Origin of the sequence: Segatella copri (genome assembly GCF_026015465.1) — a bacterium.
Lineage (GTDB): Bacteria > Bacteroidota > Bacteroidia > Bacteroidales > Bacteroidaceae > Prevotella > Prevotella copri_E.
In genome coordinates this window covers 1,368,883-1,392,049 of sequence record NZ_JAPDUQ010000001.1, presented here as the reverse complement: position 1 = coordinate 1,392,049, position 23,167 = coordinate 1,368,883, and the positions used below count along the sequence as shown (strand labels likewise).

The window sequence follows — 23,167 nt, the reverse complement described above, 5'->3', positions numbered from 1 at the left end:
TCGATAACAAAACAGCCCCAAAGCCCACAAAAGGGCATAGTTATCCCTGACGATAAAACAACCAAAATTGAGTTTTATCGTTTTATACCCAAATATTTCTTCAAATTGAATCCCATTCCGAACAATCCTAGATCCATGTAAACCTTGTCCATTCCAAAATGCCTGAATCGCTTATAATGCATATCTGCCTTCATCTGCCCAAATACAGCTTCCGGCTCTATCGGTCGCTGGCTTCTGTGTTTCAAGCCCTCTTCAGACGTTAGTAGCAGGAAGGCTTCCTTTTTATATGCATTCAGTTTATGGTTGACATATATGGTTCTGTTGCCTTTGGATTTCTTGCAGAGACTTCCAAGCGGACATCCATCACATCGTTGTGCTCTATATAATGTAATGACAGACACATAGCCGGAGTCACTTTTCGTTTGCCGTTGTCCACAAGGTTCCATGTGTTGTCCCATGGGGCAGACATAATAGTCATCATCCCTGTTGTAGTAGAAGTTCGCTTGGTTGAAGGCATCCTCCTTGAAAGGCTTATGCTGTTCCTTGTGAAACCAGTTGTACTTTACATAACCCATCATTTCTTCCATCTCTAGGTACTCGTAGTTCTCCTCCGAGCCATACCCTGAGTCTGCGGTGACGCTCTTGGATTGCTTTCCATATCTTTTCTTGTACTTATCCAAAAAAGGCTTGAAGGTCAGGGTGTCTGTTGGATTGGGATAAAGGGCGAAATTCGTCCAATATTGATTCTCTGTCGCAATTTGAAGGTTATAGGCAGGCTTTGTCTGCCCATTGTTCATGGCATCTTCCTTGAGGCGCATGAAGGTCGCATCGGGATCAGTCTTGGAGTAACTGTTTCTCTCGCCCAGTATATCCAGTGATTTTTCATACTCGCACAGTTTGTCCGAGGCTTTGAACAAGTGATCTATCTGAGTATTTAGCTTTTGCTTCTCTCTTCCTGTAAGCTTTGCCTTAGGAAGGTTCTTAGCTTGCCTCTCACACAAACGTGCACTTCTCTCTACATCCTTGGCGGAAGTGGCTGGCTCGCTGTCTTCTTCCTTAATGTCACTCCCGCCATTCAGGCGAATTTGTTCTTTTATCTGAGCCAATGCAGCAGAGGTCTTTTCCAAGAGCTTAGCCCTGTTCTTTTCCACAGTCTTCTTCCATACAAACGTGTACTTGTTTGCTTTCGACTCTATCTTAGTGCCATCAACATATTGTTCCTCCAGACTAATCACGCCCTTTTCAACCAATATGGAGACGACTGCATCAAAATAAAAGTCGATGCATTTAATCATATGATTGGATCTAAAGCGGTTGATTGTTGCGAAAGATAATTGCTTACCTCCACAAATCCACATATAGCGAACATCGTATTTAAGTGCGTCCGCTATGCCACGACAGGAATAAACGCCATTGATATAGGCAAAAACAACTAAACTTAGAAGCATCTTCGGACTGTAAGGAGGAGCACCAATCCCATCATAGGTATCCATGAGAGGGTTGATGTCCATACTGCGAACAATACGATCCACCATACGAACTTTGCTGTCTTTTGGCACATAATCATCGAAAGAGTTAGGAAAAAAGCTCAATTCGTGCCGAGTTTCAGATTTTATTTGTATCTTTGCCATACTTAAAGAAGTTTTCTGCAAAGATACAAATCTTTTGCGGAAAGGCAAAGCCCGAGCTTGTGAAAGTTTGGGCTTTGTTGTAAATAAAAATGTTTTTTAAAGATTTCGTATCTGTGAAAAGGCAAAAAATAAAAAGGGGTGCGTCACAGACTTATGACACACCCTCATTAACTGTTTCTGATGGAGATAAAATATAAAGTTTCATAAATTATACCCTAGGGTATAATACCTTTGGGTATAATTTTGTAACTTTGCAGAGAATCAAGACTTTAAGCATATGAACAAGATACCATTTGAATATGGTTCTATCGCAGAAAATGAATATTTCATAGATAGAATCGAAGATAGAAGAGACCTCAAGACTTTTCTTGGAGGAGGCATCAACGTGATGCTGATTTCTCCAAGACGATGGGGCAAGTCTTCACTTGTCAAAGCAGCAATGGAAGAGCTGAAGCAAGAGCAGAAGGACATAAGAGTATGCTATCTGGATGCCTTCAAGATTTTCTCCGAGGAAGAGTTCTACAACAAGTTTGCAAGTGCAATACTCCAAGGAGTTTCTTCCACGATGGAAAAGAGATGGGCCGACATCGTAAAGTTCGTCCAATCCATATCTCCAAGCCTTACCATCAATAGCGACCCGGTGAATGCTGTAGAAGTAAATCTAAACTTCAAACCTTTGAAGGAAAGTGCCGAGGAAATTCTCAATCTACCAGAAAAGATTGCCAAGGCAAAAGGCATCCATGTCATCGTGTGTATTGATGAGTTCCAACAATTGGCAAACCTGCCCGACTGGAAGAGACTGGAAGGAACCATGCGTTCGGTGTGGCAAGGACAACACAGTACGACCTACTGTCTCTATGGCAGTAAACGCCATATGATGATGGATATATTCGGCAACTCGAAGAATCCATTCTATCGTTTTGGACAGATGATGACCTTGAAGAAGATAGCCAAGGAATACTGGAAACCTTTTATTCACGACAGTTTCTACAATCACGGCAAGTCTATCAGCGATGATATGATAGAGCGAATCTGCAATGCCATGCAATGCCACTCCTGGTACATGCAGCAATTCTGCTTTCTCATCTGGACTCGTACAGCAACAGAAGTAACAGAGGAAATCTATCAGTCACAACTCGCCAAACTTCTGGATACCAATGCCGATATGTTCATTACCGATATTGATGGTATGCCTGCCTCTCAGATAGCATTCCTGCGTGCCGTCTGCATGGGAGAGATTCATTTCAATGCCCAACAGGTAGTAGCAGAATATGGACTCGGTGCTCCACGGACCATCACCAAGAACAAAAAGACTCTTGTAGAAAGAGACTTCATAGAGAAATCGGGCGATGGTTTCAAAATGGTTGACCCCGTCTTCGAACTGTGGTTCAAACGAGAATACTGCAACATCTTACCTCAATAAAATATAGAAAAACTATATAAACAGTAATCCCCCACCACGCTATGGCTGCGTGATGGGGGATTAACAGTTTCTGGAGATTCAAGATGCATTATGCCGAGAGGGTAAGCTTCTGCCAGATCTCGGTGTCGCCACCTTTCAGCTTCTTGCAGAGACCACGCTTGGTCCAGCGGCTTATCATCTTACGGATGGTTTCACGACTGGCTCCGTCGCCACGCTCACGGCTGGCATCGAAGAGAGTGAACTGCTCCGGGAGCTGGGCGAAGAGCAGGGTGTTACGAGATTTATAGACTGGGATAGCCTCGTTGTCCTGCTGCTGCTTGTCGAGACGCAAGCCAAACATCTCCATCTGCATAGCGAGCACATAGTCGGCTACAGCCTTGGCAAAACGGATGCAGGCATCGGTCTCCTCTCCGGTCTGCTCCAGGATGTGGAAGATGACGCCACAACGGAAGCCGATGACGGCAGAACGGCGACGATACACATCCATCACACGGTCGGCATTCGCCAGGGCAAGCTGTCTTTTCGCTTCGAGCCACAGGCAGAACTCCTCGCACATACGGGGCAGCTCCATCACACCGTGACTACGTTCAAGGAGAGTTACCGCCTTGAGGATGTTGGCCTGCTCCTCTTCGGTGTAGCCGTGGTGCTGACTGAGGGGTGCGAAGGAGGTATCGGGCATCTTGGCGAGCATCATTCTTGAAGAAGATCCGTCCTCGATGTTATCATCGGTGAAGAACTTCTGGAAGATGTTCTGGGTGCAGCAGCCGGTGAAGTTGAGTTGGGCGTGGGTTACGCCGCTGGTGGCTGTGATGTAGTCCTGACCCACCTCGCTCTGGTCGAACGCCTTACGGAAGTAGTCGCCGAACACCTTCCATACGCTCTTCATCGAACCGAGCTCCTCGCTGAACATATACATGGTGTGGCCATCGGCACAGAGCTGACGACGCATCAATGCCGACTTCGAGATAGTATCGCCAATGTGACGGATGCAAGGCTTTGGATCCACTATACCCTTCTTGCCCTTGTGCTGCTGGTACCAGGCTTCATCCTCACGAGGTTTCTCATCGTCCTTATCCATCTTCTTTGCCCAGATGTTCTCGATGCGGCGGCATACGCCCTTACCCGATGCCTGCTCGCCGATGATGATAGACATGAGTGCCATCGGAGTATCGCTGCCGTCGCAATACTTCGCCTTCAGACGGTCAGCATAAGTTGCTGCAATAGGAAGAGCTGAGAAGAGGGCAGGCACGCGTGCCTCTGCGGCTACGCCAGAGAGCGAGTCGCGGAGTCCGAGTGGAAGCTGGTCTACTGGGAATTCGTAAAGAGGCTGTGTACTTGCCTTAGCGGCTAAAAGGTTCTCTATGTTTCTTAAATTTTCATTCTCCATAATTATTTAATGTTTAAAAGTTAGCTTGTCGGAATATCCGGTAAACGGCGGCAAAAATACGACTATCTTCTGTAACCGCCAAATTTGAGTGTGTGATAAGGTCCGAAATTCAGCAGCCATTTGGAGCAAATTGTGTTAAAAAATCTAAGTCATAGTTTTGTGGGGCGGAAAACATAGGTTCTTATGTGCTAAATCATAGTTTCTCGGGTGCCAGGTTATAGCTTCTCGGATAACAGGTTTTCGTCTCAATCCGTAACCCCCTTTTTCTTCTTCTTCCTTTCTCATAAAAAAATAACACGGACAAATTGAATTTGTCCGGACAAAATGTCCGGAGCGTCATAACGTATTGTTTTTCTGGTACTTATAAGCCTGCCGGACAACCATCCGGACAAATTCAATTTGTCCGTGTTTTAAAAATCTCCCCGTTAAATTCTTTGGTGTCTTACCCGTAATCCATTGACTATTAGTTAATTCGTAATAAAAATGCTAGTTTTAAACAACTTTGTTTAAAACAACCTTGTTTAATTTGTTTTTTTGCTATCTTTGCAGAAGTTCTGTATCTGCAGCCAATGTAACCCGCCTCAAGAAGTCCTTGATGGTGAAAGATCTGATTGCAATACCTGCTCCAAAGCATCTGGAAATGAGTGACCCCATTTTGGCGTTGTGGCTCAAGAGAAGAGTGTGGAAGTTGACGTAAATTTCTTAGCCTTTTATCATTTGTACTGCAAAAATTGTCGCAATTGCGACTGTTTTTGCAGTAGAAAGAGCAGATGTGTAGAAAAAACAGTCATTATGCCGTGTGTTAACACTGGAATTTGTCGTCACGGTTTGGAGAGGAGAAAGTAACTAAGTCGAAGACCATGACACTATAAAAGAGTGCTATTGACGAAAAAACAGAAGGATATTGTGAACTTCTGTTCCGTAAGGTTGCAAGTTCAGGCTCTAAGGTTGCAAGTTCATGGCTTAATATTGTAAGCTCTCAAAAATCTATAATCCGCTGTTTAGTGGTGGTTTCATCTAAAAAAATGTCGCCTTGGTATTACTGCCAATGTAATTCGGCTCAAGAGAAGAGTGTGGAAGGAAGTATAAAAGGATAAAGCCCCTTCTGTATTCTGGGTATATGAAAACCTGGGATGCGGAAGGGGCTTTTGGGGAATTTACCTTTTCTTATTTAAAGAACCTGTTGAGCTGTTTGATGGTCTGGTCGAACTGCTTGGCTGGCAGACGGTAGTTCTTTACAGGATTCATGTGGGCATCATAAACATCCAGGGCACCATCGGCAGTCTTCTCCAGAATGGTGTCGTTGTTGATGATGAAGGCATAGTTCAGATTGCTGCCTACTACATGCCATAGTCTAGGCGTCTTATCTGTCATCATTCTGCCCATCGAATAATCGGCAGGATTGTTCTTTCATAATTGATAGAATCCTTTCTAGACATTAATCCTTAGATTTTAACAGAGAAAAATACTTATCCAGAACCATCAGCGAGATGATATCCTCACGCTGCTTATCCTTGAATTGCTCTACATATTCGTGAGCGTGGTTGATGATAGCTTGCGCTTCATCAGGATGAGCAGTATAATAGTCCATCTTTTCCTCAAGATCAGAGAAATCAGGCTTTACTTCTATATAATGATAGTCTGGCTTCAGAGTTCCTTCCATAAACCAAGTTTCATAATATGGCTTAGGCATCACGGCGATGGAATTGGAAGACATAATCCATTTCAGATTGCTTGCCACGTCATTTCCCTCCAGCGCCATCACGTATTTGTATTTCAGATGGTCGTAGATGGAAATCTTGTCGCTCTTCCATTCTGGCTTAATCAGATCTATGGTTCCGATATCGAAGCGAGGATTTCCGAAAAACTTCTCTACGAATTGCACACGTATGTCCTTGCAGGCTATTTTTCCTCTGAAGATAGCCTGGTCTTTCTTTTCTGCAAATGAAAGCTTGTCCTTCACGAAGATGAAATGGCGTACCTTGTCCATCTTGAGCAATACGGAGTTCTGGTTTTCTCCATGAATTGGGCGGCTTTTTACAATGGTAGGAATATCTTCCACATACGTGATGTCACCAGGGAGGAGATTCCATTTGTTATTGCCGTCAAAACAGCGGGCATATTCCAAAGTATCCAGATAATATACCTTCTGGCGGGTCATCGGCTGTTCTGCAACTTTAACAGCTTTCTTTTCCCATAAACCTTTGTTGAGAAGGATATTATCTTCTGTAAGCTTGTTGTAGTAGTTTACTCGGTTCAGGATATAATCGTAGTCTTTGCGTTTCTTGGCTTTGTCAAGTAAATGCTGCCCCCTCCATATCAAGATGCAGGCAGGTGTATACAGACGAGCGTATTCCTTGATGTAATACCAGGGTTTGCTGTTTTTTCCGCTATGGAATTTATATTTCATTTTTTGAATATTCATAGGATTTCTTTTTGTTTATGAAAACGATGATGATGTTATTGGGTACAAAAATACGAAATATACTTTAATCTTGCAAGAAAATGGATAAAAAAAGCAAGTATCAATGAAGGAAGAAAGATAATCTTCCTAAAATTTGGCGTTTCTGATAGTTTTTCGTATCTTTGCAACCTATGAGATACTAGGAAGGTATCTTGTTAAAGAATATAAAAGAATTGTATGTTAGAAGTACGTGATAGATTAAACTTCGAGGATTATCTGGATTCACTCTTGAATAGCGTAGAGAGTGATGACTTGGAGTTTAAAAGTGCTGCCGGTGGATTTCCTGGTAGCTTTTGGGATACCTATTCAGCCTTCGCTAATAGCGAAGGAGGAGTTATCGTGCTTGGAGTTATAGAAAGAAAAGGTAAGTTCTATATAGATTATCTATCTGATGAACAGATAGAGAAATATACCAAGGACTTTTGGAATAATGTGAATAATCGAGCTACGGTTAGTTGTAATTTGTTAAAAACAGAAGATGTCGTTGTAGAAGATTACAATGGTCACAAACTTATGTTATTCTTTATTCCTCGTGCATCTAGAGAACAGCGTCCTGTTTATAGAACGTCTCAACCCTATAATGGTACTTTTAAGCGCAATCATGAAGGTGATTATAAATGTACGGAGCGAGAAGTGCAGCGTATGTTTTCAGATGCGAATGTTTCTAATCCCGCTGATAGCCGCATTTTGAGAAATTATTCAGTGGATGATTTAGATATGGAGTCTGTTGCTCAATATCGGCAATTATTTAAGTTAGCCAAGCCAGATCATCCTTGGTCTGTTTTGCCTGATTTTGAATTTCTTAAAAAGATAGGTGCTTATCGTACTGATCGTGGAACGAAAGAAGAAGGTTTTACTGTGGCAGGAGTTTTGATGTTTGGTAAAGAAGATGCCATTACTGATAATGAATGTTGCCCCGACTTCTTTCCTGATTACCAAGAAAAGCTGTCAGATAATCCTGAGATACGATGGACCAATCGTATTTGTCCTGATGGAACTTGGGAGGCAAATTTATTCCAATTCTATCTTCGTGTTCTTCCAAGATTATCAGCGGTCTTGCCAAAACCTTTCATCTTGGAGGGCAATATTCGTCGTGATGAAACTCCTGCGCATGTGGCTGTTCGCGAAGCTCTGGTGAATTTTTGTATTCATACCGATTATTCGGAAAATGCAACAATGGTAGTGCGATTGTATAGCAATAAAATTGTTTTTACTAACCCGGGAACTCTGTTGGTTTCTAAAATGCAATATTATGGAGAAAGTGCTAGCGTATGTCGCAACAAGACTCTTCAAAAGATGTTTATGTTGATTGGCTCTGCTGAAAAAGCGGGAAGTGGAGTTGATAAGATATTGGCTGGTTGGCGATTTGCAAATTGGAGAGCACCTATGTTGAGAACATTAAGTCAGCCTGACTTAGTGGAACTCACAATGATGATGGAGTCGATGATGGATGAAGGAACAAAGGAAAGATTGGTTCTGATATTTGGAACAGAAGTTTTTTCTTTGGGACATGAACGCCTGTTGACTCTTAATGCAACTTGTACAGATGGATATATTACAAATGAGAGCTTAAGGGTTGTCCTTAACCAGCATAAGGCAGAAGTTGCCGATTTGTTGAAAGATATGTGTAAGCATAAATTGCTGGTTCAAGAGGGATATGGTAGAGGAACCAAGTATCGGTTGCCTATGAATGCTAAGGTTGCAAGTTCCGGCTCTAAGGTTGCAAGTTCCGGCTCTAAGGTTGCAAGTTCCGAGTCTAATATTGCAAGTTCCGAGTCTAATATTGCAAGTTCTGGGGCTAATATTGCAAGTTCCGAGTCTAATATTGCAAGCTCTGGGGCTAATATTGCAAGCTCTGGGGCTAATATTGCAAGTTCTGGGGCTAATATTGCAAGTGCTCGTGTAAAACAAAGAATGTCTTATCAAAATTTAAAGACTTTGATTTGTTCTGTTTGTTCTGAGTGGCTATCTTTAGATGAATTATCGGCAATTGTAAGGCGAGATAAAATTTATTTAAGAAATTTTATAATTCCTAAGATGTTAGAAGATAATAGCCTGGAAATGCTATTCCCTGGTGTTCCTAACCATCCTAGGCAAAAATATAAAAGTACTATAAAGAAATGAAGATAAAGATAAACCCAAAATACGAAGAGATGAGAAGTTTCATCGAACGCATCCCAGATGTATTCGAGCAGGAGGGACGTTGTATCTTTGAAGGACGAAATGTTATCAAGGCTTTTCATGTAAAGTTTGATGGAAAAGAGAAAGAAGTTGTGGTGAAGAGATACAAGCAGCCTAATTTCATTCAGAAGATAGGATATAGCTTCTTCCGCTCTACCAAGGCTTTCCGTGCCTATGAGAATGCCCTTAGGCTGATGGCAGATGGCTTTGCCACTCCCGAAGGCTTTGGATATATTGAAACGAGGGTAAAGGGACTTATTGACTATTGCTACTTTGTCTCTGATATTGATAACAGTATGCCTATCAACGATCAGTTGAACTCCCCAGAGGAATTCAACAGGGTGATGGCGGCAGATTATGCGCACTTTGTGAATCGATTGCACCAGAAAGGCATCATCGATATTGACTTGAATGCCGGCAATGTGCTGTATCAGCTTCAGGCTGATGGTCATTATACGTTCTCGCTTATCGATATCAATCGTATGAGGTTTTACTCAGGCTATCCGCCGATGAAGGAATGTGTGGAAAACCTGACGAGGTTTACCGGAAGAATGGATGTCTTCGAGTGTGTGGCACGAGAGTATGTGAAACTGCGGGGAATGGATGAGAAAATATTACAAAAAATAATAGGAGCAAAGAAGATACACGATTGGCGATGGGCACATCGCAAAGGTATCTTACATTATTTTAAACACAGAAAGTTAGGTTTATGAAAACAACATTATTGATTACGACTTACAATTGGCCTAAAGCCTTAGAACTCGTGTTGTATAGCGTGTTGCATCAGCATGTTATGCCTGATGAAGTTGTTATTGCTGACGATGGTTCTACCGAAGAGACTAAAAAACTGATAGACCGTTATGCTGAAAAAATGCCAGTACCGGTAATTTGGGTTTGGCAGGAAGATAAGGGATTCAGAAGAACTTCCATTTTGAATAAGGCAATAGCAAAGGCTACGGGTGATTATATCATCCAAGTTGATGGAGATGTTGTTTTGAGTTCTCATTTTGTAGAAGACCATATAGAAATGGCTCAGAAAGGATGTTTCGTCTGTGGAAGTAGAGTGCTGCTGTCTGCCCAGATTTCCAAAAAAATTTTGGATACAAAGGTAGTCAATGTGAATCTTTGGAACATGCCTTTCAGTTATGTAAGCAACAGCTTCCGTTCTCATGTGTTCCGCAGATTGCTGGCTTTTCGCTATGCCCGTAGAATCGACCATCTCAGAGGTTGCAACATGGCTTATTGGAAAGAGGATGCCATCAAGGTAAATGGTTACAATGAGGATCTGTTGGAATGGGGACATGAGGATGCCGAGTTTGCCTATCGCCTGCATTTTGCTGGCGTTCGGAAGAAGGCGCTGAAGATGGGAGGAATCATGTACCATCTTTATCACAAGGAGGCGTCTAAAGCCCAAGAGAACATGCATAAAAATGTTTTGAACCAGGTGAAGAAGGAGCGTTTGGTTCGTTGCACAAATGGTATCGATCAATATTTATAGAGCATAGATATATGGATAAGACAAGTGTAGAACAAGAGCAGGGAAATGGCATCTCGGTGGTTATTAATACCTATAATGCCTCCTGCCATCTTCAGCAGGTGCTGGATACAGTGAAGGGCTTTGACGAGGTGGTTGTCTGCGACATGGAAAGTACCGACGATACCTTGGATATTGCAAAGCGTAATGGTTGCAAGATAGTTGTTTTCCCTAGAGGCAGTTATCAGATTTGTGAACCGGCAAGACAGACAGCCATAGATGCAGCTTCCTGCAAATGGGTACTGGTGGTGGATGCAGATGAACTGGTCACCCCAGCACTGAAACAATATCTTTATTCCCTAATAGGGAAGGAGAATGCTCCATTGGGATTGTATGTGCCACGCAAGAGTCGCTTTATGGGAAGATTCATGCATTGTTTCTATCCCGACTATCAGTTGCGTTTCTTTATCAGGAAGGATACGGTATGGCCTGCTGTCATCCATGCCGACCCTATTATCAAGGGCAGGATAGAAAAGATACCAGCAACCCATGTAGATATGGCTTTGGTTCATCTGGCAGACGACAGCATTGCCAGCAGAATGGGGAAAATCAACCAGTATACAGCTAACGAGATAGAAAAGAAGAAAGATCGCAATTATGGAATGGCAGCTTTGTTCTATCGTCCGTTGGTGCGTTTCTTCCGTGCTTATATTCAGAAGGGTGGCTTCCGTGATGGTAAGGAAGGATTTGTATGTGCCTGCTATGAAGGCATCTATCAGTTTGTTGCTGTCAGCAAGATTATAGAAGATCGCTTGAAACATAAAAAAGGTAAGTAGCAGTTTTGGCTACTTACCTTTTTTGTTTAATGAATGGTATTGTTATTTCTGATTTATTTTCCTTCGATAAAGGTCATTCCGCCTGGACCTACTTCATCACGGCAGCGTTTTAACAACTTGGCTGGCGTTTCTTCGCCATCATCGAAAGGTAATGCTACTACCGTTTTCTTGCCATAATAGTTTGCCATACCTCGGTTAATCCAATAACCTGGATAAATAGTGATATCATGGAAGGCATCGGATGGCATCTTTACGGTAAGCGGATTTAATACCAGATGATCTGCCTTGCTTTGCTTTACGGCAATTTCGCGCTGCTGCATTTCTAGATCAAACTTCTGTGCTGTTCCTCTACGCAGCAAGGAGAGTGTTCTGTTGGTAGTAGTTGGCTTTGCTGTGATAGAAAGTACCAACACAAGCCAGTAATATACCGGTAGCCATCTGAAGTATTTATTATATTTCAGTCTGATTGCCTCTTTCAAGTTTACAATAGCAACGCTTATTGGTTCCAGATCAGCCGCTCTGCGCTGAAGAGCACCAGAAAGATAGTAGATATTGAAGCAAATCATCCACAGATGCACATAGAAGTATACATTCTGTGTTCTGTCTGCTCCTTTGGTTCCCATGGCATAGCTGTTTGGAAAAAAGAAGGCGCAATAGAGTAGGAAAGAGATGAGCAGATAAAGCCATGGATGAGAAAACCTAAAGTGGGATGCCTTGGCTAATCTTGCAAGAAAAGGTATGAGAATGGTAAACATGAGTATTTCTGTGATTTTAATGGCATCAGCGAGAAATTCTATGCCCTTTGCTATCGCAATAAAGAAGGCTGAAACCACATTCGGTTGACTGGTGACTGTGGATTGGCGGACAGTATTGCCTGGTGCAAATACACTGAAAGCAAAAGCGCAGGCATAAATGATAAGGATAGAAAGCAAGAAGAAAGGAGTCTTCTTCCTCTCCACCCACATCCATACGATTGCCATAAAGAGAATGGCTGGCATACCCAGACCGGTAACAAAGTTGCCGCCGGCAATGAATATGGCGAGTGCTGCGGAAACCAGCGTGATGATGATTTTCGCTATGATAGATTTTGTAAGATGGAATTCGATGAGTAGGGAGGCAAGAAACAAAGAAATACTATAATATAAGGTATAGTACATCGCTCCGTTATACCAGCAGAATGCATCGTAGAACGACCATACGAACTGTACGGTCATTAATACAAATAGAGTAGAAATGAAAGTGTATTCCAATTTGCTGATATGTAGCAATCTGCGTAATATTGTGTATCCCAGTGTATAGGTGGAAAGAATTAGACTTCCCAATAGAATAATCGGTACAAGCCAGTATTTGCCAAAAATTCCAGGTTGTAATGCCATCAGGAAACATGCCGAATAGGTACCCTGCCATGTCTGGTAGATATGCATGGATTCAGCCCAGGCCGCCTGAATACATGCCCCAAATGAATGGGTGGCAGTCCAAGCCTTGTAGACAGGAGCTCCGAATACATAGTCATCTGCAAACTGATGGAGATAGGGACCTATTGCCACAACAGGGATGATGGATAAGATTAGAATACAAATCGCCAATATCGTATGGCTTTTTAACAATTTCTGATTCATCGTATTATTGTTTTTGCTTATTTTTATATGTATAATAACAGAGAAACTTGTGCTTTCTTGCACTAATAGTTGTTAAATTATATAAATGCCGTTAAGACTAAAAGGAAAAAGCTTTCAAGAAAGGAAATGGACGTCATGTAGACGAATCTATATGATGACCATGTCTTTTCTTGCCTCGAAATTGGCGATAGTCTTGACGATTTCTTCTGATATGTCATCGGATACATACGAGAAGTCCTTGCCGGTGCGGATGGCTTTGAGGAAGGAGAGGAGCATATAGCGCAACCCTTCTCCATCCAGCTGGTAGAAGTAGCGCTTGTTGTTCTGCGGATTCTCGTATCTCACCTCGAAGTAATCGGTCTTCCACCATGGGGCTGGTACGTAGATGTATCCCTTGGTGCCCGAGATAATCAATTCGCCTTCCGACTTCACGCCTTGACCAACCTTCAGCGAAGCTACGGCATGAGGATAGAGGAAGGATATCTTGGTAAAGGCATCATAGCGTTTTGCCTCGTCCAGGAAGTGAGTGGCTATCTGTTTGCTGCTGTATTCTGTGCCCAGAAGCTGGAAGATAGGCAGGAGTGCCGTCGGTCCCCAGGCGCAGATACTGTTCCATTCGTAAAGACTCTTCTGTGAATCCTGGGTCGGGTCAAAGTCTACGAGACTGGTGCAGGTTGCATCCACCGACATGATATCACCGATGATACCGCCCTTAGCCAAGAGTAAGAGTCGGTAATAGGCTACGGAATAGGCGGTCTTGATAGAATCCATCAAGACTACCTTCTTATCTTTTGCTATTTTCTTGAGTTCTTTCCATTGCTGAGGCTGAAGAGTGATAGGCGATTCGCACAATACGTGTTTGCCAGCTTCTAATGCCTCCTTTATTTGAGCATAGTGCTTGCTTGGGGCAGAGATAACATAGAGCGCATCGCTTTCATCCAGGAGTTCCTGAAAACTGGCTGCCTGCTTTTCCGCTGCCTGCAGATTCTCTGAGAGATATTGGTCGTTGAGGGAGAAAACCTTTCCTGCCTCCAATCCATTGACAAATTGGCTTTCCCGCTCTATCTTGTTGAGGATAGGCGATTCGCCAATCAGTCCGAGGCGAACCACCTGCTGCTCGCTTCTGATCTCCGTGCTCGATACGCCCTGAGTGCGGTCTAGATAAACCACCTTGCAATAGGCGTTGAGATAGTCAAACTTGCCTCTCCAGTCAGAACCTACGGTAAAGATATCTACGTCCAGTCGCTTGATGTCGTCAATCTTTTGTCCCTCGTATTCCTCGATGATGATTTCATCGGCAATGCCAGTGGCACGCACGGCTTCCACTCGTTCCATGAGGGATTGTTGTACATTGATTTTGCCACGCTCACGGTCGAAGGTATCCGAGGTTACGCCCACGATGAGGTAGTCGCCCAAAGCTTTGGCGCGTTCCAGGAGGCGGATGTGACCATAATGAAGCAGGTCGTAAGTACCATATGTGATGACTTTAACCATAAGTTTCTCTATCTTGAAAGTTCTCTATACCTTATTATATATATTATAGCAGCCCCTTTATAGCAGTCCCTTAGCCTGCATATCCTTCAGTGCATCAACGAGAGTGGTGTTGTCTTTTGGACTCAGGTTGCCGAGATGACCTACACGGAATATCTTTTCTGCCATGTCGCCACCATTAGGACATACCCAGATGCCATATTCGTCTTTCAGTTTCAGGAAAATGTCGTAGGCTGAGGCGTTCTGTGGATGCAGAGGAGTAACGGCATTTGACATCGATTGGGAAACGATGGTGAATGGCAGGTCCTTGATCTTGCTTCTGAAATCTTCTGCAAGCATTTTCATGCGCTGGTTCTCGCTCTCTACACCGCCATTGCGCTCTATCTCCTTCAGGCGGGCATGAATCTGCAGTAAGGTTCCTACGGCTGGGGTGAAAGGAGTCTGTCCACGCTCACCATTCTTCAAGGCATCCTTCAGGTCGAAATACATCGACTTAACATTGTTTGCCTCTACTCGCTTGATTGCCTCTGTATCGAGAATGATGACAGAGATGCCTGGAGGACATGCCAGTGCCTTCTGTGAACCCGTAATCATTACGTTCACGCCGAGTTCCTTCATGTTGAATGGATCCGCGAGGAAAGAACTGATGGAATCTACGGCCAGGAAAATATGGTTGCGATGACAGAAGTCGCTGATCATCTGGATGTCGTAGAGTACGCCGGTAGAAGTCTCATGTAGATTGACGAGGAAGCCGGTGTAGCCTTGTCCCTCGTATGGCTTGAGATCTTCTGCCGTGAGTGGAGTCCCCATCTCAAGCTTGATTTCTGTATGTGGAATCTCATGAATTTCACAGAGTTGTACGAATCGGTGACCAAAGCTACCGCCATTCACTACCAGTACTTTGTCGGCAGGAGTGAATACATTCATGACCACGGCTTCCATAGAGGCTGTGCCCGAACCTGTGATAAAAACTGTGCGGGCATCGTCTGATGCCTTGGCAAACTGCTTCATCAATTGTTCGTTCTCCTTCATGATAGCGGAGAACTCTGCTGTTCTGAAATAAGGCACTTGCTCAGCACCGATGGCTCTAACCTCATCGCTTGCCATCACAGGTCCTACTGTAAAATTAAGCATATCTTTATTCTTTTTTGATTCTTCCAAATGTCTTGATGCTGGTATATTTACGCCAGAGATTCAGCTTTCTCTTCTTTGGTACACCATGGCGACGGAGGTAGTCTTCTGCTCCGTCGAGCATGCGCTGGCATACGTTGCCGTCCAGATATGGATCGTAGTTGTCTACTATCCACTGTCTCTTGGCTATCGCCTCAGGGTCTGTGAGGGCATGGTCGTAGGCGTCAATCAGCTGACCTGGTTCCGTGATGTTCTCCCAGTAGATATCCTTGGATATGGTGCCGAGGGTGATTACTGGGCGAGAGAGCAGCAGGAACTCATAGATGGTAGAAGAGGTATCGCTGATGAGCGTATCTGCCATCAGCTGATATTTGGTTACGTTCTCTCCCTTGTCAATGTAGAGAACATCCTTCTTGGTTGCAGCCCATTCACGGTATTCATCTACCCATTCCTGACGGGTAAGCGGATGGAACTTCATTACTACCAGGGCTTTGCGCTCCTTAGCCAGCTTTCCTAGCTCTTCCTTGATATAAGGAAGCGAAGTGAGTTTTGGCGAGAAGGTAGGAGCGTAAAGAATCAGGGCCTCCTTGCCGCTTTCCCTGAGCAGTTTCTCTCTGTCGGCATCATATTTATGCAGGTTTTCCTTGATCCAATCCTGCTTAGGCCATCCCGTTTCCAATACTTCGAAATCTCCATATCTCTTGGCCAGAGCCTCGAAGTGGGAAGTGAAGTAAGGACCTTGGGTGAAATAGGTGTCAAAGTAACGGCGGATAATCCAGTGGTCTTTCTTCTCTGCGGCATAGCCGTGGAATACCTGTATCTTGACGCCTGGCAGATAGTAAGGCACAATGTTGCCTGGCACATAGATAGCCTCTGGCTGGAAGTCATAGACTTCTTGAATAGAGTTGGTCCATTTCACCTGGTTGGCGTATGGAAAACTGTCTATCTTTGGTTTGTGGATATACCACAATATTTCGTGTGGCAAATGTTGCTTTGTCACATGTTCTTGTATCGGATTAAGTATGTCTATGGCATACTTGTTTTCACAGAAAAGAACTATTCTCATGATTCTATAGGAATTACTTTACCGTTTTTAATTTCATATCGCTTGTCAAACTCCTCCCGGGTTCGCTTCCATCTGTTATGCGTCCATAAATAATAAGGTGGATTCTGACGAATGGTTTCTTCCAGCATCTGGAAGAAGCGACGGGTAATCTCGTGCTCTGGCAGAGAGTTTGGATTGCGGGTGATGAGCTTGTAAGTGGCTGTATAGTAGCCTCGCTTCGGGCGCGACATCTCTACATAGAACACGGCATCGTTCATCTTCCTCATGATTCTCTCGCCACCCGTAAACACTGGGGTTTCGGGATGGTTGAGGAAAGGAAGCCACAGGTGGATGTTTTCCCACTTGGGACCCTGGTCGCTGATGTAGCCGAAGATGCTGCGGATGTTCTTGCGTTTGTAGTCTACGAGATAGCGGAGGATGTCCTTCTTTGGGACAGGCACTCCGTTTTCTTCATGAGAGCGGATGCGCTTGAAGAGTTCATCGAAGGCTTGGTTACGCAGAGGATGATAGATGAGGCCTATGATGCGGGTTTTAGGCAGTTTGATGCCTACACATGAGAGCCACTCCCAGTTGCAGTAATGACCGAGGATGGCTGCCACATCCTGACCTTCCTGGAAACATTGTTCCACTTCTTCGCTGTTATATACCTTGAATCGGCGGCGAAGTTCCTTATCGCTGATGCTCAGAAGTTTAACTGCCTCGAAGAAGTAATCGCTGAACCAGCGGTAGAATTTCTTCTCGATGTCAACAATCTCTTCTTCTGATTTCTCAGGGAAGGAGGTGATGAGATTCTTACGCACAATGCCTCTGCGGTACTTGATGACGTAATACATCATGAAGTACTCGAAGTCGGCAATGCAATAGAGCAGCCTGAAAGGCAGCAGCGATATTGCATAAAAGAATGCATAAACAATCTTAACCATCTGTAAAACTATAAATTATTAACTATTTACTCAATTACACCTGCTGCATATCATGCAACTTCTTGTAATATCCTTCTTTTTCAATCAGTTCCTCATGAGTACCGCGCTCCACAATCTTACCCTCGTGCAATACGCAGATTTCATCGGCATGCTTGATGGTACTCAATCGGTGAGCCACAGCCACGGTGGTACGGGTTTTCATCAGTTTCTCCAAGGCATCCTGAACCAGGCGCTCGCTCTCGGTATCGAGGGCTGATGTTGCCTCATCGAGGATGAGGATAGGAGGATTCTTGAGGATGGCACGGGCGATGCTGACACGCTGGCGCTGGCCACCGGAAAGTCTGCCGCCTCGGTCTCCGATATTTGTATCGAAACCATGCTCCGACTTGGTAATAAACTCGTAAGCATTGGCTATCTTAGTTGCATTGGCTATTTCTTCATCCGTAGCATCGGTCTTGCCGAATCGGATGTTGTCCTTGAAGCTTGCATTGAAGAGAATAGCCTCCTGGTTTACATTTCCTATCAGCATGCGAAGGTCATGTACGGCAAGGTCTTTCACATTAATGCCGTCAATCAGCACCTCGCCTTCCTGTACATCATAGTAACGAGGAATCAAATCTACCATCGTACTCTTACCGCTACCGCTCTGACCAACGAGAGCCACGGTCTTGCCTTTTGGTATCACGAGGTTGATATCCTTTAATACATATACCAGTTCTGCGCTCTTTCGGTCGGTATAGGCGAAGGAAACGTGGCGGAACTCTATCTGATGTTCGAAACTGCTGATATGCTCAGGGGTTTCCTTGTCCTTGATTTCCACCTCAGCCTGCAGAATCTTGTTGATACGCTCCATACTTGCCAATCCCTTTGGGATATTGTAACTCGCCTTGGAGAATTCCTTCAGCGGGTTGATGATGCTGTAGAGCATCACGAGATAGAAGATGATGGTAGGACCGTCGATTCTGCCGTAATCCAGAACCTGGATACCGCCAAACCACAATACCACTACGATGAGGATGGTTCCCAGGAACTCACTCATCGGGTGTGCCATCTGCTGGCGGATATTTACGCGCATGATGTTGTCGCGGTAGCTGCTGTTAACCTGATTGAAACGCTTGTTCATCTTTTCTTCTGCACAGAACGCCTTGATGATGCGCAAGCCGCCCAGGGTTTCTTCTACCATACTCATCGTGTCGCTCCAAAGTGCCTGTGCCTCGATACTGTGTGCCTTCAGTTTCTTGCCCACTACTCCCATGAACCAGCCGAAAGGTGGTACAAAGAGAATGGTGAAGAGGGTGAGCTGCCAACTGATGCAGATCAGCGTAACGAAATAGAAGAGAATCAGGATAGGGTTCTTGAAGAGCATGTCGAGCGACGACATGATGCTGTTCTCCACTTCCTGCACATCACCGCTCATGCGGGCAATGATATCTCCCTTGCGCTCCTCGCTGAAGAAACCGAGCGAGAGACTGTTTATCTTCTGGTAAATCTGGTTGCGGATGTCTCTTACGATACCTGTACGAATAGGTATGATGGTGGCTGACGAGAGGAAATAGGCTCCCGTCTTGAGGAATGTCATGAAGGCTAGGAATATGCCGATGACCAAAAGGGCTGTTGATGCACTATGTACAACAATAAACTCCTGAATATAATAATACAGGTTATTGGTTGCAACCTCCTTGATGCTACCCCAATCTCCATTCCAGTGCATATACTCGTTGACACGGATACCACCATCTACTTTGAACAGGATTTGCAGGATTGGTATCAAGGCTGCAAACGAAAAGATGTTCAATACCGCAGACAGGATATTGAACAGGATAGACAGTCCCAGATACTTTTTGTATGGAGGGACGAATCGGCGTAAAATTTGCAAGAATTCCTTCATAGGTGCAAATATAGTGCTTTTTAAGAAAACCGCCAAACTTTTGGCGGTTTTTCTTGTTTATATTCTGTTTTTTCTTTCAGAAGAGTCTTTTTATTCAGAAAAAGCTGTTCTGAAGAGTTGGGGTTTACTCCTTTACTTCTTCTCCGAAGAGAGTAGCAGAGGTAGAACCGGTGATGCGAACCTTCACGAACTCTCCGATGTGGTGGTTGCCCTTATCGATGACAACCGCCTTGTTCTGTTCTGTTCGACCCATCATCTGCTCGCGGCTACGCTTGCTGAAGTTCTCGATGAGGATGGTGAATACCTTGCCCTCATCCTTCTTGTTCTGTTCGGCGCTCACCTCGGTTTGCAACTTGATAAGTTCGTTGAGGCGGGCTATCTTGGTTTCCTCAGAAACGTTGTCTGGCAGGTGCTTGGCTGCGTAGGTGCCCGGGCGCTCTGAATACTTGAACATGAAGGCGCTGTCGAAGCCTACTTCCTTTACCAGAGAGAGGGTTTCCTGATGGTCTTCCTCGGTCTCGTCGTGATAACCCACGAAGATGTCGGTGGTGATGCCGCAGCCTGGAATGATGCGCTTGATATCGGCGATGCGCTGCAGATACTCCTCACGGGTGTATTTGCGGTTCATCAGCTTCAAAATCTTGTTGCTTCCGCTCTGTGCAGGGAAGTGGATGTGCTTGCAGAGGTTTGGCTCTTCGGCAATGGCGTGGAGGATGTCCTCGGTCATATCCTCTGGGTTAGAGGTGGTGAAGCGCACTCGCATATCCGGTACAGCCTGGGCTACCATGTGGAGGAGCTCGGCAAAGGAAAGACTGCCTTCCTCGCGCTTGCCCGATGGCGAGAGACCATAACTGTTTACATTCTGTCCCAGCAGGGTAACTTCCTTGAAGCCACGCTGCTGCAAATCGCGAACCTCACGCAGGATGCTCTCAGCATCGCGGCTGCGTTCACGTCCACGGGTATAAGGCACGATGCAGTAGTGGCAGAAGTTGTTGCAACCACGCATGATGCTTACGAAACCGCTCACTCTGTTGCCACCGATGCGCTGAGGTACGATGTCACGGTAAGTCTCGGTCTTAGAGAGTTCGATGTTGATGGCGTTGGTTCCCATCTCGCACTGCGCAATCATATCCGGCAGGTTGAGATAGCTGTCTGGTCCGCAAACGAGATTGGCATAGTGGTTCTGGATGAGGTCATCCTTCACGCGCTCTGCCATACAGCCCAAAACGCCGAGAATCACCTTTCTTCCCTTTTTCTGCTCTGCATGCAGGGTGTCGAGGCGATGATAAATCTTGTTCTCTGCATTCTCGCGGATACTGCAGGTGTTCAGGAAGATGGCATCAGCCTCTTCTTCTTTCTCACAAATTTCGTAGCCAGCCATCTGCATCACAGAGGCAACTACCTCACTGTCTGCCACGTTCATCTGGCAGCCATAAGTCTCAATAAATAGTTTCTTCATTGTTCTAGATGAATTCTATTCGTTTATAATGTTATTGTAATTAAAATATATAACTATCTGAATCTCAGTCGCGAAGAAGGAGTATGATGCTCTATCATTCCCTTCGATACTGCCATCAATACAAAATAGATGACGACGGCAGAGATGAGGCCGGCGATGGCATCGATGAGATAATGCGCCTGAATATATACGGTAGCCAGACACAGGAAGATGTAGAATGGCAGCATCACGTATAGCATTTTTCTGTTGCCGGCATGCCAGACCAGGAGCATGCAGATGGTGCTCACGCCCACATGCGAACTTGGGAAAGCGGCTGTAGGACGCTCGCCGGCGTTCTTGGCGTCTTCTACAAGCTGGTAGAAGATTCCATCGGTGTAGCCCGGTGTCGGCAGGCAGTTGGTATGGGTATTGAAGTAATCGCCCAAAGCCGGGAAGATGCCTTTGGTTATTTCTGATATCCCTACTGCATCAAAGTAGAAGGTCGGACCCGCTACCGGTACATAGATGTAGATGAGATAGTAGATAAAGAAACTGGTGAGCATGACGAATGCAGCTCTTTCAGCCTCATAATATCTGCAGAAGAAATAATAGAATGAAACCAATGCAATCATCGGATAATACATAAAGTAGCCCATCGACATCAGTTCGCTTACTACAGCCCAAGGCAGGGCTTTGGCAAAGAGCAGGGCGGGTTGACAGCCGAAAAGATCCTGCTCCCAACCTGCAAAGATATGGTCGAGATTTGGGAACATGCGGTTGATTTCGTAGGTGTCGGGATACCACCAGGCAAGCAAAGCCATCTGGGCAATGATGCGCACCATCTTGGTGATGCGGCAAGGTATCATGCGGTATACTGCCCAAAGAGCGATGGTCATGACGAGCACTCTCAGTCGTCCCCAAAGCATAGCTTCCGGGTTTACGAGTTTGGTATAGGTAAAGAGCATGGTGATAATGGTGATTGCCATATATCCCAGCATGACCCATTCCAGTGTCATCAGTCCCTTCTTCGGGTTCTTGTCTATCTTGAAATAATCTTTTATCACGCTTCTTATTAGTTTATAATTTATAGTTTACAGTTTATAGGGCAATCTCGCTATACGGTGTAGCCGTTATCAACTATCAACTATTAACTAGTTTACAGCCATCCGTTATCCTTGTACCACTTGATGGCGAGCTTCACACCTCTTTCCAGTGGATAATGAGGATGATAGCCCAGTTCATCCATGGCTGGCTCAATATCACATCTCCAGTTGCGCTGTTTCAGAATGTTGTACTTATCATTGTTCAGGGCCGACATCTTGCCCGTCATCCTTCCGAGATACTCTCCGAAGAAGGTTACGATGCGCAACACCCAGACAGGTGCCTTGATGCGTAGCATCCAAGGATTGCCTAACTCCTTTTTTATCAGGTCGCTGAAGGCAGCTGACTGATATACTTCTCCATCGCTGAGGAAGTATTTCCTGCCGTTCATTCCATGATCCAGAGCCAGGAATACAGCCTGTACCACGTCCTGTACATATACAAAAGTGATGTCCTGACGCTTGAATCCTACAGCAAAGTCAACATGTTGCTTGATGCTCTGCGCCATGAGAAAATAATCTTTCTCCCTAGGACCATAAACTCCTGTAGGGCGGAGGATGATATAAGGGAAGTTATTGCCGATGCTGTCCAGATAGCGTTCTGCCTCCAGCTTACTCTTTCCGTATGCAGTATTTGGCTTAGGAGTATCATGTTCTGAGATTTCCTGATAAGGCTGCTCTTCGCGGATGGCTCCAAAGATGCTGAGCGAACTGACAAAGACAAATCGCCTGATAGGCATCTGGAGGCGCAGAAGGACGTTCACCAGATGCTTGGTTCCCTCTGTGTTTACCTTATAAAAGTCCTCTGCATGCAGGCACTTCGTTGCGCCGGCTGCATGCACTATATAGTCGAACTCGTGCGGGGCGAGTTCTTTCTCCAACTCTTCCTCTGAAGAAAGATTGAGATTGATAAAATGGATGCGCTCGTCTTGCAGATACTTTCTGGAACTGGTAGGGCGTACTGCCGCCCAGGTTTCCATGCCCTGTCTTAAGGCCTCTTCCACGATGTAGCTGCCGATAAAGCCCGACGCACCCGTTACTAGAATCTTCATTAATTATTTATAAAATTGCAATTTTGGCTGCAAAGATACTATTTTTTCATGAGTTATCCGCCA

18 protein-coding genes are annotated in these 23,167 nt (G+C 44.8%); 5 read left to right on the top strand and 13 right to left on the bottom strand.

Annotated elements, in window-relative coordinates; translation table 11 throughout:
* Positions 1–74: 74 nt before the first annotated feature.
* Entirely contained in the window at positions 75–1,631 is a 1,557-nt protein-coding gene (locus ONT08_RS05840; protein ID WP_118200255.1) for an IS1182 family transposase, read from the bottom strand.
* 277 nt (positions 1,632–1,908) lie between these two features.
* Between ONT08_RS05840 and ONT08_RS05835 the strand changes: the two genes are divergently transcribed.
* Positions 1,909–3,054 (top strand): AAA family ATPase, encoded by a 1,146-nt coding sequence (locus tag ONT08_RS05835; protein ID WP_118064696.1) that lies wholly within the window; start codon positions 1,909–1,911, stop codon positions 3,052–3,054.
* 88 nt (positions 3,055–3,142) lie between these two features.
* Here the strand turns inward: ONT08_RS05835 and ONT08_RS05830 are convergent, their stop codons facing one another.
* The 3 genes from ONT08_RS05830 to ONT08_RS05820 form a co-directional block, all read right to left on the bottom strand.
* Positions 3,143–4,441 (bottom strand): hypothetical protein, encoded by a 1,299-nt coding sequence (locus tag ONT08_RS05830; RefSeq protein WP_264959463.1) that lies wholly within the window; start codon positions 4,439–4,441, stop codon positions 3,143–3,145.
* 1,167 nt (positions 4,442–5,608) lie between these two features.
* Positions 5,609–5,818: a hypothetical protein gene (locus tag ONT08_RS05825; protein ID WP_147379996.1), complete on the bottom strand. Its 210-nt coding sequence runs from the start codon at positions 5,816–5,818 to the stop codon at positions 5,609–5,611.
* A gap of 61 nt (positions 5,819–5,879) precedes the next feature.
* The gene (locus ONT08_RS05820) at positions 5,880–6,866 is read right to left on the bottom strand and encodes a glycosyltransferase family 90 protein (RefSeq protein WP_264959462.1); all 987 of its coding nucleotides are present in this window, start codon (positions 6,864–6,866) and stop codon (positions 5,880–5,882) included.
* A gap of 216 nt (positions 6,867–7,082) precedes the next feature.
* Between ONT08_RS05820 and ONT08_RS05815 the strand changes: the two genes are divergently transcribed.
* From ONT08_RS05815 to ONT08_RS05800, 4 genes are read left to right on the top strand one after another with little or no spacing between them, the layout of a single operon-like run.
* Entirely contained in the window at positions 7,083–9,029 is a 1,947-nt protein-coding gene (locus ONT08_RS05815; RefSeq protein ID WP_264959461.1) for an RNA-binding domain-containing protein, read from the top strand.
* Positions 9,026–9,799 (top strand): lipopolysaccharide kinase InaA family protein, encoded by a 774-nt coding sequence (locus ONT08_RS05810; RefSeq protein WP_264959460.1) that lies wholly within the window; start codon positions 9,026–9,028, stop codon positions 9,797–9,799. Before ONT08_RS05815 ends, ONT08_RS05810 begins: the two co-directional genes overlap by 4 nt.
* Entirely contained in the window at positions 9,796–10,584 is a 789-nt protein-coding gene (locus ONT08_RS05805) for a glycosyltransferase family 2 protein (RefSeq protein WP_233400031.1), read from the top strand. Before ONT08_RS05810 ends, ONT08_RS05805 begins: the two co-directional genes overlap by 4 nt.
* 11 nt (positions 10,585–10,595) lie before the next feature.
* Positions 10,596–11,396 carry a glycosyltransferase family 2 protein gene (locus ONT08_RS05800; RefSeq protein WP_264959459.1) on the top strand — a complete coding sequence of 267 codons (801 nt, stop codon included), beginning with the start codon at positions 10,596–10,598 and terminating at the stop codon, positions 11,394–11,396.
* 53 nt (positions 11,397–11,449) lie between these two features.
* On the opposite strand, the gene ONT08_RS05795 is transcribed toward ONT08_RS05800, so the two are convergent.
* The 9 genes from ONT08_RS05795 to ONT08_RS05755 form a co-directional block, all read right to left on the bottom strand.
* Complete coding sequence (locus ONT08_RS05795) at positions 11,450–13,015, bottom strand: DUF6056 family protein (RefSeq protein ID WP_153114358.1); 1,566 nt, start codon at positions 13,013–13,015, stop codon at positions 11,450–11,452.
* A gap of 147 nt (positions 13,016–13,162) precedes the next feature.
* Positions 13,163–14,509 (bottom strand): Gfo/Idh/MocA family oxidoreductase, encoded by a 1,347-nt coding sequence (locus tag ONT08_RS05790; RefSeq protein WP_264959458.1) that lies wholly within the window; start codon positions 14,507–14,509, stop codon positions 13,163–13,165.
* Between the two features lie 57 nt (positions 14,510–14,566).
* Positions 14,567–15,640, bottom strand: a complete 1,074-nt coding sequence (locus ONT08_RS05785) for a pyridoxal-phosphate-dependent aminotransferase family protein (protein ID WP_117728787.1) — start codon at positions 15,638–15,640, stop codon at positions 14,567–14,569.
* Positions 15,641–15,644: 4 nt separating this feature from the next.
* Positions 15,645–16,703: a CDP-glycerol glycerophosphotransferase family protein gene (locus ONT08_RS05780; RefSeq protein ID WP_264959457.1), complete on the bottom strand. Its 1,059-nt coding sequence runs from the start codon at positions 16,701–16,703 to the stop codon at positions 15,645–15,647.
* A complete protein-coding gene (locus ONT08_RS05775; RefSeq protein WP_264959456.1) occupies positions 16,700–17,626 on the bottom strand; it encodes a lysophospholipid acyltransferase family protein in 927 nt (308 codons plus the stop codon). The genes ONT08_RS05780 and ONT08_RS05775 overlap by 4 nt, the downstream gene beginning before the upstream one ends.
* 34 nt (positions 17,627–17,660) lie before the next feature.
* On the bottom strand, positions 17,661–19,514 hold the full coding sequence (locus tag ONT08_RS05770; RefSeq protein ID WP_264959455.1) for an ABC transporter ATP-binding protein: 1,854 nt from the start codon (positions 19,512–19,514) through the stop codon (positions 17,661–17,663).
* Positions 19,515–19,638: 124 nt separating this feature from the next.
* A complete protein-coding gene (gene miaB, locus ONT08_RS05765; RefSeq protein ID WP_006848118.1) occupies positions 19,639–20,973 on the bottom strand; it encodes a tRNA (N6-isopentenyl adenosine(37)-C2)-methylthiotransferase MiaB in 1,335 nt (444 codons plus the stop codon).
* Between the two features lie 53 nt (positions 20,974–21,026).
* Complete coding sequence (locus ONT08_RS05760; RefSeq protein ID WP_264959573.1) at positions 21,027–21,968, bottom strand: phosphatase PAP2 family protein; 942 nt, start codon at positions 21,966–21,968, stop codon at positions 21,027–21,029.
* Between the two features lie 140 nt (positions 21,969–22,108).
* The gene (locus ONT08_RS05755; RefSeq protein ID WP_117693260.1) at positions 22,109–23,104 is read right to left on the bottom strand and encodes an NAD-dependent epimerase/dehydratase family protein; all 996 of its coding nucleotides are present in this window, start codon (positions 23,102–23,104) and stop codon (positions 22,109–22,111) included.
* Positions 23,105–23,167: the final 63 nt, after the last annotated feature.

Coding starts and splice junctions, on each gene's coding strand:
- ONT08_RS05840 (WP_118200255.1), bottom strand. CDS start 1,631: ATGGCAAAGATACAAATAAAATCTGAAACTCGGCACGAATTGAGCTTT.
- ONT08_RS05835 (WP_118064696.1), top strand. CDS start 1,909: ATGAACAAGATACCATTTGAATATGGTTCTATCGCAGAAAATGAATAT.
- ONT08_RS05830 (WP_264959463.1), bottom strand. CDS start 4,441: ATGGAGAATGAAAATTTAAGAAACATAGAGAACCTTTTAGCCGCTAAG.
- ONT08_RS05825 (WP_147379996.1), bottom strand. CDS start 5,818: ATGATGACAGATAAGACGCCTAGACTATGGCATGTAGTAGGCAGCAAT.
- ONT08_RS05820 (WP_264959462.1), bottom strand. CDS start 6,866: ATGAATATTCAAAAAATGAAATATAAATTCCATAGCGGAAAAAACAGC.
- ONT08_RS05815 (WP_264959461.1), top strand. CDS start 7,083: ATGTTAGAAGTACGTGATAGATTAAACTTCGAGGATTATCTGGATTCA.
- ONT08_RS05810 (WP_264959460.1), top strand. CDS start 9,026: ATGAAGATAAAGATAAACCCAAAATACGAAGAGATGAGAAGTTTCATC.
- ONT08_RS05805 (WP_233400031.1), top strand. CDS start 9,796: ATGAAAACAACATTATTGATTACGACTTACAATTGGCCTAAAGCCTTA.
- ONT08_RS05800 (WP_264959459.1), top strand. CDS start 10,596: ATGGATAAGACAAGTGTAGAACAAGAGCAGGGAAATGGCATCTCGGTG.
- ONT08_RS05795 (WP_153114358.1), bottom strand. CDS start 13,015: ATGAATCAGAAATTGTTAAAAAGCCATACGATATTGGCGATTTGTATT.
- ONT08_RS05790 (WP_264959458.1), bottom strand. CDS start 14,509: ATGGTTAAAGTCATCACATATGGTACTTACGACCTGCTTCATTATGGT.
- ONT08_RS05785 (WP_117728787.1), bottom strand. CDS start 15,640: ATGCTTAATTTTACAGTAGGACCTGTGATGGCAAGCGATGAGGTTAGA.
- ONT08_RS05780 (WP_264959457.1), bottom strand. CDS start 16,703: ATGAGAATAGTTCTTTTCTGTGAAAACAAGTATGCCATAGACATACTT.
- ONT08_RS05775 (WP_264959456.1), bottom strand. CDS start 17,626: ATGGTTAAGATTGTTTATGCATTCTTTTATGCAATATCGCTGCTGCCT.
- ONT08_RS05770 (WP_264959455.1), bottom strand. CDS start 19,514: ATGAAGGAATTCTTGCAAATTTTACGCCGATTCGTCCCTCCATACAAA.
- miaB (WP_006848118.1), bottom strand. CDS start 20,973: ATGAAGAAACTATTTATTGAGACTTATGGCTGCCAGATGAACGTGGCA.
- ONT08_RS05760 (WP_264959573.1), bottom strand. CDS start 21,968: ATGACACTGGAATGGGTCATGCTGGGATATATGGCAATCACCATTATC.
- ONT08_RS05755 (WP_117693260.1), bottom strand. CDS start 23,104: ATGAAGATTCTAGTAACGGGTGCGTCGGGCTTTATCGGCAGCTACATC.